The organism is Amycolatopsis sp. NPDC051371 (assembly GCF_040682155.1).
Lineage (GTDB): Bacteria > Actinomycetota > Actinomycetes > Mycobacteriales > Pseudonocardiaceae > Amycolatopsis.
Map to the genome: position 1 here is coordinate 54,558 of NZ_JBFBAG010000060.1, position 12,122 is coordinate 66,679.

The window sequence follows — 12,122 nt, forward strand, 5'->3', positions numbered from 1 at the left end:
TGCCCTCCCCTACTTCAGTGCGGCGATCTGCTCGGCCTTGGACAGGGAGCTGGACACGAAAGCGTCCGAGGGAAGCTCCTTGTCGCACGTGACCGGGTGCGGCTGGCCGGAAATCGAGTCCTCGAACGGGGACTGCGGGTAGACCGTGCCCTGCGGCACCACCCCGCCGGTGGCCTTCGCGACCGCGACCTGGATCGCCAGCCGGGACATGGCGTTCTGCGAGGAAACGGTGAACAGGGGGAACGCGCTGCCCGCGTCCTTCTGCTGCTGCCAGTTGCAGGCGAGCTGGTTGGCGTCCTCGGTGGCGATCGCCGGGATCTTCCGACCCGCCTGGGTGAACGCGGAGAACGAGCTGGCCAGTGCGGCACCGAAGTCGGTGGTAATGGCGTCGATTTCCGGGTTCTTCGCCAGTGCGGCGGTGATCACCTTCTGCGTCTGCGCGGCGTCCCAGTTGGTCACCTCGTACGGCGTGGTGCCGACGAACTGGATCTCCGGGTGGTCCTTGAGCACGCTCTGCATGCCCTTGTACTCGTCGAGGCTCTGCGAGTTCGCGGGCGGCCCGCCGAGGTTGAGCACCTTTCCCTTGCCGTTCAAGGCCTTCACGAGCCAGTTGGCCCACAGCACACCGGCCTGCTCGAAGTCGGTGCTGACGAACGTGTCGTAGTCCTGGCCGGGTGTGCCGCCCGGGTTCACCCGGTACGGCACGGTCACCACGCCGGCCTTGTGCGCGCTGCGCAGGGCGGGCAGCACGGCCTGGCCCGCGTCCGGGAACACGACGATCGCCTGCGTCCCCTTGGCCACCAGGCCCTGGATGTCGGAGATCGCCTTCTGCGTGTTGCCCTGGCCGTCGGTGTAGGTGAACGACGTGACGCTGGGGCACTTGGCCACCTCGGCCTTGGCTTCGGCGGTGGTCACCTTGCGCCAGTTGTTGTCGCCGAAGCCGTCGGCCAGCCCGAGCGAGGCCTGCTTCGAGCCGCACCACGAGGGCCCGTTCGCGCTCGCGGGCTTGCCGGCCGCGCCGGCACCGGAGCCGTCGTCACCGACCGCGCAGCCACTGGCGACGAGGGTGGCCGCGATCGCGCAGGACAGCACTGTCCCGCGGAAAATGCTGGGAGACATGGGAAACCTTTCTAGGGCTGAGTCCGGGCCGCGGGAGCGCGGTGGAACCACCCGCGCACGACAGCCCAGTCGACGGTGTAGACGGCGACGCCCGCGCCGAGCGCGACCGCCTGGACGATGTTGTTCGTCGCGGGGCTGACCCCGAGGGTCAGCACGAACTGGTCGAGCTGGCTCAGGAACAGCGCCGCGACCGCGCTCGCGACCGGGCTGCCCTTCCCCCCGAGCAGCGACGTCCCGCCGAGCACGACGGCCGCGACCGACGGCAGCAGCAGCGAGTCGCCCTGGAACGCCCCCGGCGTCGTCACGACCCCGGCGAGCAGGATGCCCGCGGTGCCGTACAACAGCGACGCGCACACGTACGCGCCGAGCTGGTGGCGCCGCACGCGAAGCCCCGCCAGGCCCGCGGCGGCCGGGTTGTCGCCGATCGCCTCGAACCGGCGCCCGGCCACCATGCGCTTCATCACGAACCCGGTCACCGCGACGAGCACCGCGGCGAACCAGACGGAGTACGGCAGGCCCAGGAACCGGCCGGTGGCGATCGAGTGCAGCGCGGCCGTGGTGCTCGCCGGCGATCCGCCGGACACCCCCAGCACCACGGCGTAGAGCAACGCGTTCGTCCCCAGCGACGTCACGATCGCGGACATGCCCAGCCGGCTGACGACCAGGCCGTTGAGCAGCCCCGCGGCCAGCGCCGCGGCGTACGCGATCAGGATCGCCGGCAGCAGTTTCCCGTTGTCCCCGTTGGGGTAGTGGGTCACGATGATCACACTGAGGGACACCGTGCCGGGTACCGACAGGTCGATCCCGGCCTGCTGCACCACCAGCGTCTGCCCGAGCGCGACCACGGCCAGCACGGCCGCGAAGGGCAGCATCCCCTGCAGCGAGCTGCGCCCGAGGCTCTCCGGCTGCAGCACCAGGCTGACGAAGAACAACAGGACGGTCGCGATCAGGATCGTGACCAGCCCGCGCGAAGCACGCGGGGACGTCATTCGCCGCCACGAACCCGGCTTACCGGTGGGCTCCTCGGTTTCCGGAGCCGGGGATGGCTCGGTGACCAGCACGGAAACTCCTGTCGTGTCGCTCATCGCATCGCTCCTCGGGTGCTCCCTCGCACCGGTTCACGGGCAGGACGAATCGTGTCCACAGTGGATCCGGTGGACATTCGGGAAATGCGCGCCGCCGGGAGTCCCTCCCGCGGCGCGGTTCAGCCGACCTTGACCAGCAGTTTCTGCGCGTCGCCCGCGGGATCGAGCAGCCGGTCGAACCCGCGTGGCACGACGTCGTCGACGTCGATCACCTCGGTCAGCACCCGCTCGACGGGGAAGCGACCGGTCCCGACGAGCGAGATGATGCGCGGGAAGTCGTAGACCGGGTAGCACCACGTGCCGACCAGGCTCAGGTCCCGCTGGGAGACGGCCATCGGGTCGATCGTCGCGGGGCGGACGTGCAGGCCCACCTGGGTCGCCGTGCCGTGCGACCGCAGGCCGGCCAGCGCGGCGGTGAGCCCCGCCTCCGAGCCCGAGCACTCGGCCGCGACGTCGGCCCCGACGCCGCTGGTGAGGCCACGGACCACCGCCGGCACGTCCTCGGCCAGCGGGTCGAGGACGGTGGCGATGCCGAACGCGTCGAGCAGGGCCCGCCGCCGGGCGTTGGGCTCGCTGACGATCACCTGCGCCGCGCCGGCAGCGTGGGCGTACAGCGCGGCGAGCGCGCCGATCGGCCCGGCGCCGGTGACGAGAATGGTGTCCCCAGGGCGGAACCCGGTGCGATCGACGCCGTACGCGGCCACCGCGGCCGGCTCGATCAGGGCGCCCTGCACGTCGGTGACCGACTCGGGCAGCACGGCGATCTGGTAGTCCGGGACCACCACCTGCTCGCTGATCCCGCCGCCGTGCCAGCTGAGCCCCGTGCACGCCATCTCCGGGCAGAGGTGGTTGAGCCCGCGCCGGCAGTAGTAGCACTGTCCACAGTAGATCAAGGGCATCACCGCGACCCGGTCGCCGGCCCGGACGCCGGTGACCTCGACGCCGACCTCCAGTACCTGCCCGGAGAACTCGTGCCCGAGGACCTGGGGAGCCGCCGCGTGCGAGAGCGGGTGCGGGCTGGTGGGAATGACGATCGGCCCGGCGGCGTACTCGTGCAGGTCGGTGCCGCAGATCCCGCAGAGGGACGGCCGGACGCGCACCTCGCGCGCCCCGACCCCGGCGGGTTCGGGCACGTCCTCGACCCGGATGTCGTGCTTGTCGTGGAAAACCGCGGCGCGCATGCTCTTCTCCTCGTGCTGACCGAGGCCCGCGCAGCCGTGTTCCGGGCGCGGACGGGCGTCTGGTCGCCAGGGTTGACCCCGTCCGACGCCGTTGTACAGCGACAGTGAACTGTGCGGACCCCTCAGAGTCAAGACCGTGTCGCGAATTTCCCGAAACGCCGAGGTCATGGCCGGTTTGGGCTTGACAGAGGCGAAACCCGGACTGTTCACTACCAGCAAACGATCTGGGAGGAGTTCCATGGACCTCGGTTCCCGTCTGGGCCACCTGACCTACTCGACGCTCGTGCACCCCGGCGACACCTGGGACGAGATGAGCACCAGCCTCGCGGCCTACTTGCCCGAGGTGAAGCGCCGGGTGTCGCCGGACGCGCCGTTCGGAGTGTCGCTGCGGCTGTCCGGCGCCTCCGCGGACCGGCTCGCCGGCGACGTCGCCGCGCGGGAGAAGGTGAAGCGGTACCTGGCCGAGAACGATCTGTACGTCTACACCGTGAACGCGTTCCCGCACGGGCCGTTCAAGGGCCGTTCGGTGATGGAAGACGTGTACGAGCCGGACTGGAGCACGGAGGAACGTGTCACCTACACGGCACGCGTGGCCGACGTCCTCGCCGACATCGCCGCCGACGGTGTCGAGCCGACGATCCAGACGGTGCCGCTGGCGTACCGGCCCAAGGTCACCGGCGAACCGTACGTGGACCTGTTCACCCGCAACGTACTGCGGGTGGTGGGCCACCTCGTCCGGCTCGAGCGGCGCACCGGCCGCCGCGTGAAGCTCGCCCTCGAGCCGGAACCGTTCTGCTTCCTCGAAACCATCGAGGAGACCGTCCGCTACTTCACCTCGCGGCTGTACTCCCGCGCCGGCGCCGAGACGCTCGCCGAGCTCGCGGACCTGCCGCTGGCGGACGCGTACGGCGCCTTGCGCAGGCACCTCGGGATCGTGTTCGACATCGGTCACCAAGCCGTCGAGTTCGACGACATCCCGGCCTCGCTCGACCTGCTCGCCGAGGCCGGCGTGCCGATCTTCAAGCTCCAGCAGGCCGCCGCACTCTGGGTGCCCGAGGTGACCGACGACGTCGTCCGCGAACTGGAGCGCTTCACGCACACCATCTACCTGAGCCAGACCTCCGAGCTGCGCGACGGGATCCTGAAGCGGTACCTGAACCTCACCGACGCGATCGCCGCCTGGCAGCGGGAACCCGGCGGGAGGCGTGAGTGGCGCACCCACTTCCACGTCCCGGTCTTCCTGGACGACCTGGGCCCGTTCCGCACCACGCGGTTCGCCGTCGAACAGGCGCTGGACCGGCACCGGGTGCGGCCGCAGTCGTCCCACCTCGAGATCGAGACCTACACGTGGGACGTGCTGCCCGAAGACCTCAAGACCGGCGACATCACCGACTACGTCGTCCGGGAGCTGGAGTTCGTCCGGGACCGCCTCACCGGTGGCCCGGCGACTTGACCGGAACCCGCGTCAAGCTACAGTGAACAGCACAGACCGACGGGGCGAGGAGCAGGGCGTGACGGGGAAGAGCGGGGCGGAAGCGGAGCACCCGGTGGCCGCGAACATCGGTGAACAGCTGCGGGCCCACCGGCAGGCGGCCGGGCTGTCGCTGCGGCAGTTCGCGCGCGACCTCGGCGTCTCGGCCGCGTTCGTCTCCCAGATCGAGAACAACAAGTCGCAGCCGTCGGTGGCGACGTTGTACTCGATGTGCAGTGCCCTGAACGTCTCCATCGACGATCTGTTCAGCAGCGCCGGGGCCGCGGCGGCGCCGGTCTCCGTCCCGGAAACGCACAGCTTCCACGGCGCCCTGGCGAAACTCAACGAGGAACCGGTGGAGCAGACGAGCCCGATGCTGCGTCCCGGCGAGCGTCGTCGGCTGGTGCTGGACTCCGGGGTCGTCTGGGAGCAGCTGTCCCCGGTCCACGACAGCTCCGTGGACTTCCTCCGCGTGCGCTACGAGGTGGGCGGCAGCTCCGTCCCCGACGAGAAGCTTACCCGCCACTCCGGCATCGAGTACGGCTACATCATCAGCGGCACGCTCGAGGTCGCGCTCGCGTTCGAGACCTACGAGCTGCACGCGGGCGACTCGATCGCGTTCGACTCGACGACCCCGCACCGCCTGACCAACCGGGGCGACGTCCCGGTCGAAGCGGTGTGGTTCGTCCACGGCCGGAAGGCCGCCCACTGACGGTTCGCATCCAGGAGTGCCCGGTGTCCGATGCGGCTTCCCCGCCACTCTGCTTCGCCTTCACCGCCACGGTGCGGGACCGCGGCGCCCGGCCCGTGGACCGGATCGTCACGGACAACGACCTGCTGCGGTGGCTCGAAGTCACCGGACTGCTCGCCGGTGCTCCCCCGGCCGTGGAACCCGCAATGGCGGTGCGAGCCCGCGAGCTGCGCGAGGCGATCCACCGCGCGGGCCTCGCCGTCGCCGCAGGCACGGTCCCCGACGGGCGGGACGAGGCGACGCTGAACCGGTGGGCCGCCCGCAGCAGCGCTACCCGGGTGCTGGACCGCGGCCGGACCACCTGGGCGTTCCCGGCCGACCGGCCCGTAAACGCGGCGCTGGCCTTGATCGCGGTGGACGCCGTCGAAACCCTCGGCGGCGACGACCCGATCCGCACCTGCGCCGCCCCCGGATGCGGGGCGTTGTTCGTCGACACCAGCCGGCCGCGCAACCGCCGCTGGTGCTCGATGGCGACGTGCGGCAACCGGGCGAAGAAGGCGAACCGCCGCGGCTCCAAGGACGGCATTCCGTGATCGGCCCAGGAACAGCCGAGCGGTCCGATCGCGGAGAAAGCATGAGGCAAGACATGGTTGTGGACTGTCACGTACACGTGTTCGACCCCGCGCGCTTTCCCTACGCGGCTAACACGTTCTACTCCCCCGCCGGGCCAGAACTCGGCACCCCGGAGCGGCTCACGGCCTTGCTCGACGCGCAAGGCGTCGCGAACGCCCTCCTCGTCGGCCCGAACTCGGGCTACGGCGAGGACAACCGCTGCCTGCTGGACACACTCGAGCGAGGCGCCGGCCGGTACCGCGGCATGGCGGTAGTCCCCATCGACACCTCCCGAGCCGAGCTCGCCGAGCTCCGGACCCGCGGGATCGCCGGGATCACCCTCAACGCGGCTTTGCTGGGCACCGACCGCTACGCGGACGCCGGCCGGCTGCTGCGCGACCTCGCCGCACTCGACATGATCGCCGACGTCCAGGTGACGGAGAACCAGCTTCTCGAGCTCACCCCGGTGCTCGAACCCTCCGGCGCCCGCATCCTCATCGACCACTGCGGGCGGCCGGACCCGGCCGCGGGGCTCGACGCCCCCGGCTTCCGCGAGCTGTTGCGCTGGGGCCGGACGGGACGGGCGTTCGTCAAGCTTTCCGGCCTCGCCAAGACATCTCGCGAGCCATACCCACACGACGACCTCGAACCGTTCCTCCGCGCGTTGCTCGAGGAATTCGGTCCCGACCACTGCGTGTGGGGATCCGACTGGCCCTTTCTGCGCGCGCCGGAACGCATCGATTACGCGCCGCTCCTCGACCTTCTCGCCCGCCATGTCATCGACGGCGATGACCGTCAGCGGATCCTCGGCACCACTCCGCGCCGCCTGTTGGGCTTTTGACCCGTGGCCGATCGCGAACGGGCCACGAAACGGGACCTCGCCGCAGATGCCGCCGACGACCGAGTCGACCAGCCCAGCGCCATCCCCGCCTGCAGGGCCCGAGCCGCCGGCCGCGCTCGAACCGCAACTCCCTCACGGGAGATCGCGCACGAAGACCGGCTTCAGATGCCGTTCCGGGATCCACCCGGCCGCTTCGCCGCTCCCCGGATACGGGAACCCAGCGACCGCAGCCGGCGTTCCTCCAGAGCGGCCAGGATCTGATTCACCATCGCGAGCGTCATGCCGGCCCCCAGAACCGGTCACCGGTGGCCGCTGACTCCATCCGAGTGGTGATCACCACCCTTCCGGCCTCCTTTGTAGACCTTCCCACCGACCTCCTTCAGCGGAGTCCGCATCTCGATTCAGCGGTCTTGGTCGGCGTGTTTCCACCACAGAGCCGTGCCCACCACTCCGGCGACGCCGACGAGGGCCACGAGGCTGTAGCCGAGTAGTCCGGGTGGCTGGCGGCCGGGGCCGGCGATGTCGCTGACGAGGGCGGGCACCGACCAGGGGAAGTACGGGCCGTAGCCGAGCAGGGCGACGACCTGGGCGAGGAAGACCGCGAGGAACAGCGCACCTACGCCGGCCAGGTAGCCGCGGCCGAGGCTGGCGGCGAGGGCGAACGGGGTCGTGACGGCGATCGTCAGCGCGGCGGTGAGCAGCAGCTTCACCAGGCCCGTGGCGGCGACCGCGGCCGACCAGCCGGGCAGGCCGATCGCGGCGCCGATCACCAGGCCCAGCAGGTACGTCTGCACCGTGAGTACCAGGGACCAGCTCGTGGTGACGGCGAACTTGGCGCCGACGATCGTGGTGCGCGGGGTGGGCAGCGCCAGGAGGTCCTTGGCGGTGCCCTGGCTGAATTCACGGCCGAAGGTCCAGATCACGATGACGCCGAAGAGGACGGCGCCGCCGACGGCGATGATCTGGGCGAGCAGCGCGAAATAGGCGGGCCAGTCGGCGGTGCCGCCGGTGAGCGCGGCCTTGGTGCCGAGCAAGCCGAGGGCGCGAGCGCGGCGGACGTCCTGCAGGATGAACATGATCAGGCCGCCGAAGCCGGCCGCGACGGTGAACGCCGCCGCGGTGACCCACGGCAGCCGGGACCGGCGGGCTTTGAGCAGTTCGGTCCACGCGGCGGCCGGTGCGGTGCTCATGAGCGGCTGACCAGGCGGAGGAAGCAGGTCTCGAGGTCGTCTTGCTCGAGGGCGAGCCGGGTGGGCGGGCAGCCCGCGTTCACGAGCTGTGTGGCGACCTCTTCGGGGTGGTGGATCGCGCGGTCGCCGGTGAGGGCGAGCCCGCCGTCCTCGGCGGAGACGGCGTGGCCGGCGGCGCGCAACGCCGCGGTGGCGCGACCGGGATCGTGGACCGTGACGCGCAACCGCGGGCGTGCCTGGGTGACCAGGTCGGTGGTGGCGCCTTCCCAGACCAGCCGTCCGTGGTCGAGGACGCCGATGCGGGTGGCCAGGCGGGCGACTTCGGTGAGGATGTGGCTGGAGAGCAGGATCGTCACGCCGTCGTGGGCGAGGTCGTGCAGCAGGTTCCGGATCTCGGCGACGCCCGCGGGGTCGAGGCCGTTGGCGGGTTCGTCGAGGATCAGCAGCTCGGGCCGGTGCAGCAGCGCTTTGGCCAGGGCGAGGCGTTGCTTGTTGCCCAGGGACAGGGTTTGCGCGCGGTGGTGGGCGTGGGGTTGCAGGCCGAGCCGGGCGATGACGTCGATCACGGCGTTCTCGTCGCGCAGGCCGCGGAGGCGGGCCATCACCTGGAGGTTTTCGGTGACGGTGAGCTCGGGGTACGCGGACGGCGTCTCGACCAGGTAGCCGACGCGAGCCCAGACGGGATTTCGGCCGGGCCCGACCCGTTCCCCGAACAGCGACACCTCGCCGCGGGTCGGGCGCAGCAGGCCGAGCAGCATCCGGATGGTCGTGGTTTTGCCGGCGCCGTTGAGGCCGAGCAGGGCATGGACCTCACCGGGTGCGACGCACAGCGTCACGTCGTCCACGGCCCGGACGTCGCGGTATTGCTTGGTCAGGTGAACAGCGTCGATCGTCATGGCAGCCTCGTCTCGCGCGCAACAGTGTCGCGCCGACCAGGCTTCCCGGCACACCTGAGGTCATCCTACTCCCCCGGCGCCCGCGAGTATCCTTAATGGACGGTTTGTCCTCTGTTCGGGAAGCGCCACGGACACTCCCCCGGTTCGCTCAGCCGAAGACGAAGTAGCGCAGCCACAGGTACGGCGCGGCGATCAGCACGGTCAGCAGCGTGATCTGCGCGCCCTTGCGGGTGAACTCCCAGAACGAGATCGGGCTGCCCGACCGCGCCGCGATGCCGAGCATGACGACGTTGGCGCTGGCTCCGATGGCGGTCATGTTGCCGCCGAAGTCCGCGCCGAGCCCCAGCGACCACCACAGGGCGTCCGAGTGAGCCGGGTCCGGGATGTCCTGCGCGAGGGCCAGGACCAGCGGGCTCATCGTCGCCACGTACGGGATGTTGTCGATGACACCCGACAGCAGTGCCGACACCACCAGGATCAGCATGACCGCGACCAAGGCGTTCCCGCCCGTCGCTTTCGCGGCCAGCTCGGCCAGGGTGGCGATGACGCCGGTCTTGACCAGCGCGCCGATCATCACGAACAGCCCGGCGAAGAACAGCAGGGTCTCCCATTCGACGCCGGCGAGGTAGTCCCGCGGCTCCACCCGGGAGATCACCACCAGTACTCCCGCGCCCAGCAGCGCGACGACCGACGGCTCGATGTGGACAAGGGAGTGGCCGACGAAGGCGGCGAACACCGCGAGCAGGACCACGCCGCACTTGAGCAACAAGCGTGGTCGCGGATCGCTTCGCGTTCGTTGAGCCGCATGACCGAGGCGGCACGTGCCGGGTCGACGGCGAAGGAGCCGCGGAACACCCAGCGCAGCGCGAGGGTGAAGGCGACCAGCTCGATCGCGACGATCGGGGCCATGTTGACCAGGAAGTCGTTGAACGACAGGCCCGCGCGGCTGCCGATGATGATGTTCGGCGGGTCGCCGATCAGCGTCGCGGCACCGCCGATGTTGGAGGCGAACACTTCGGCGATGAGGAACGGCGACGGCTTGATGTCGAGGCGGTCGCAGACCAGCAGGGTGACCGGCGCGATCAGCAGCACGGTCGTGACGTTGTCCAGGAAGGCCGACGCGACCGCCGTGATGAGGACGAGCAGGATCATGATCCGCAGCGGCGAACCCTTGGCGCGCTTGGCTGCCCAGATGGCGACGTACTCGAACACGCCGGTGCGGCGCAGCACGCCGACGATGACCATCATCCCGAACAACAGGAAGATGACGTCCCAGTCGATGCCGGTGTCGTGGGAGTAGAACGCGTCCGCCGAATCGGTCACCCCGAAGGCGAGGACCACCCCGGCGCCGGCCAGCGCGACCGCGGTCTTCGGCAGCTTCTCGGTGGCGATGAAGCCGTAGGCGACGACGAACACGGCGATGGCGAGGACGGTGCTCATCGCACCGCCTGCGCGGTCATCGGTGCGTGAGGGCCAGCTCCAGCAGCCGGGACGCGGAGATCACGCCGAGCAGCCGCTTGTCCTCCATGACCGCGACCAGTGGGCAGCGCAGCCGGGCCATGATCGCCGCGACCTCCACGATCGTGTCGTCGGCCTGCACCCGCGGCAGCTCCGAGGGCTTCTCCGGCAGCAGCGTGCGCACCGTCTGGCCGCCCAGTTTGTCCGCGACCCGGTCGGCCATCGACTCGTCCAGCACACCGGCCAGGGACGGGTCGTCGCGCACGTAGCTCGGCACCAGGAACCGCACCACCTGCGAGGCGGGCAGGATCGACTGCGGACAGCCTGTGGCGTCGGTCACGACGATCCCCGGCAACCGGCGCTCGGCCAGCAACCGCACGGCGTCCAGGGCATCGGAGTCGAGGTCGATGACCGGGTACTCCTCGGCCATCTCCACAGCATGCATTCGCCCAGCGTACGACCCTGCGGCCTGGTTCGCGGCGCATTGTCCGGTCCTCCTGTCGGTTTCTTGACGTCCGGTGGGCAGGTTGTCCGGACACGTCGGTCGAGGAATGCAGCACGATCGACAACGCAATCGTCACCGCGACCGGGTCGAACACCAACTCCGCAGCCGGGATGCCCGGCTGCTGCGCCGGCAACCCGTAGACCACCGACGCGAAGCCTTTCCGCCCGCACCACGCCGCCGCGCGCTCGCACCCCGCCGGCGGCATCCGCAGCAGCGACAACACCATCGCGGCCGGGCGGACCAGCACGATCGCCGGCAGCGCGGCGAACTTGGTGATCTCCGAAAGCAGGTCGCCCAGGGGCTCGAAGTGCTCCGCGGCGACCTTGTCCAGCGTCGAGCCCGCGGCGAACGCGGCCGGGTACGGGTTGGCGTGGGTGAGGTGACAGGCGGCATACGCCGGCGGCCCGGGGGCCTGCAGCCGCGGCTCGGCCGTGAGGAGCTTCAGCCGCCACGCGAGAGCGACCAGCGCGGGTCCGTCGGCGACAGGATCGCCCCCGGCAGCAGCGCCGTCGGCCAGTCCGACCAGACCAGGGAGTGCGCGGGCACGGCGATACCGACCCTCGTCAGCGGCATGCCCAGCCCGAGAGCCGCCGGCGAGCACGAGTGCCATGGAAGATCCGTCCTCGAGCCGGGTCCTCCACCCGCTGCGGGTGGAGGGCCGACCAGACTTCCCGGCACTCCACGCGTAAAGATGTCGCAAAGACCCCGGCGACGCAAACCGAGTACAGCAGTAGCCCCCGGGTCGTCGGGAGTGGCCACAGTCTGCTCGGACAGCGTCATCGCGGAAGATCGCCAACGTCTTCCCCGTGTCCACATCGGACCGTCGAAAGCAGCTGCAGGGCCGGCCGCCGCCACGACCCTGGAGTGATCCGGCGGTGACGGCGACCGGCGGGACGCCGCCGCTATTCGGCGTCCCCCGGCGGCGGATCTCCTGCAACCCGCCGTCAGATCGGACCGCCGCCCGAGCCCCGTTCGGGAAGCGGAAATACGGCCGTCCCGGCGCAGTTCCTGGGGGGCCAGACCGGCAAGACCGTGTCGCCGCAGCTGTACATCGCCCTCGGCATCTCGGGCGC

At 70.5% G+C, this 12,122-nt stretch carries 11 protein-coding genes and 2 pseudogenes; 5 read left to right on the plus strand and 8 right to left on the minus strand.

The window, feature by feature from the left end; translation table 11 throughout:
• Nucleotides 1-9: 9 nt before the first annotated feature.
• The 3 genes from AB0M59_RS46330 to AB0M59_RS46340 all read right to left on the minus strand — a co-directional run bounded on the left by AB0M59_RS46330 (nucleotide 10) and on the right by AB0M59_RS46340 (nucleotide 3,385).
• Entirely contained in the window at nucleotides 10-1,119 is a 1,110-nt protein-coding gene (locus tag AB0M59_RS46330; RefSeq protein WP_364628451.1) for a substrate-binding domain-containing protein, read from the minus strand.
• 11 nt (nucleotides 1,120-1,130) lie between these two features.
• Nucleotides 1,131-2,204, minus strand: coding sequence for an ABC transporter permease (locus tag AB0M59_RS46335; RefSeq protein WP_364628453.1), 1,074 nt, complete (start codon nucleotides 2,202-2,204; stop codon nucleotides 1,131-1,133).
• 119 nt (nucleotides 2,205-2,323) lie between these two features.
• Entirely contained in the window at nucleotides 2,324-3,385 is a 1,062-nt protein-coding gene (locus AB0M59_RS46340) for a 2,3-butanediol dehydrogenase (protein WP_364628454.1), read from the minus strand.
• Nucleotides 3,386-3,623: 238 nt separating this feature from the next.
• Between AB0M59_RS46340 and eboE the strand changes: the two genes are divergently transcribed.
• From eboE to AB0M59_RS46360, 4 genes are read left to right on the plus strand one after another with little or no spacing between them, the layout of a single operon-like run.
• Nucleotides 3,624-4,838, plus strand: a complete 1,215-nt coding sequence (gene eboE / locus AB0M59_RS46345; protein ID WP_364628456.1) for a metabolite traffic protein EboE — start codon at nucleotides 3,624-3,626, stop codon at nucleotides 4,836-4,838.
• Between the two features lie 58 nt (nucleotides 4,839-4,896).
• A complete protein-coding gene (locus AB0M59_RS46350; RefSeq protein WP_364628458.1) occupies nucleotides 4,897-5,568 on the plus strand; it encodes an XRE family transcriptional regulator in 672 nt (223 codons plus the stop codon).
• Between the two features lie 23 nt (nucleotides 5,569-5,591).
• Nucleotides 5,592-6,140: an ABATE domain-containing protein gene (locus AB0M59_RS46355; protein WP_364628459.1), complete on the plus strand. Its 549-nt coding sequence runs from the start codon at nucleotides 5,592-5,594 to the stop codon at nucleotides 6,138-6,140.
• Nucleotides 6,068-7,000 (plus strand): amidohydrolase family protein, encoded by a 933-nt coding sequence (locus AB0M59_RS46360; RefSeq protein WP_364628460.1) that lies wholly within the window; start codon nucleotides 6,068-6,070, stop codon nucleotides 6,998-7,000. Before AB0M59_RS46355 ends, AB0M59_RS46360 begins: the two co-directional genes overlap by 73 nt.
• A 401-nt stretch (nucleotides 7,001-7,401) precedes the next feature.
• Here the strand turns inward: AB0M59_RS46360 and AB0M59_RS46365 are convergent, their stop codons facing one another.
• The 5 genes and pseudogenes from AB0M59_RS46365 to AB0M59_RS46385 form a co-directional block, all read right to left on the minus strand.
• Entirely contained in the window at nucleotides 7,402-8,190 is a 789-nt protein-coding gene (locus AB0M59_RS46365) for an ABC transporter permease (RefSeq protein WP_364628461.1), read from the minus strand.
• The gene (locus tag AB0M59_RS46370) at nucleotides 8,187-9,086 is read right to left on the minus strand and encodes an ABC transporter ATP-binding protein (protein WP_364628462.1); all 900 of its coding nucleotides are present in this window, start codon (nucleotides 9,084-9,086) and stop codon (nucleotides 8,187-8,189) included. The genes AB0M59_RS46365 and AB0M59_RS46370 overlap by 4 nt, the downstream gene beginning before the upstream one ends.
• Before the next feature lie 148 nt (nucleotides 9,087-9,234).
• A pseudogene (locus AB0M59_RS46375) lies at nucleotides 9,235-10,526 on the minus strand (ArsB/NhaD family transporter).
• A 16-nt stretch (nucleotides 10,527-10,542) separates the two neighbouring features.
• On the minus strand, nucleotides 10,543-10,989 hold the full coding sequence (locus AB0M59_RS46380) for a CBS domain-containing protein (protein ID WP_364628464.1): 447 nt from the start codon (nucleotides 10,987-10,989) through the stop codon (nucleotides 10,543-10,545).
• Between the two features lie 501 nt (nucleotides 10,990-11,490).
• Nucleotides 11,491-11,622 carry a hypothetical protein gene (locus AB0M59_RS46385; RefSeq protein ID WP_364628466.1) on the minus strand — a complete coding sequence of 44 codons (132 nt, stop codon included), beginning with the start codon at nucleotides 11,620-11,622 and terminating at the stop codon, nucleotides 11,491-11,493.
• Between the two features lie 423 nt (nucleotides 11,623-12,045).
• Between AB0M59_RS46385 and AB0M59_RS46390 the strand changes: the two are divergent.
• Nucleotides 12,046-12,122, plus strand: a pseudogene (locus AB0M59_RS46390) (FAD-binding protein); the annotation flags it as partial.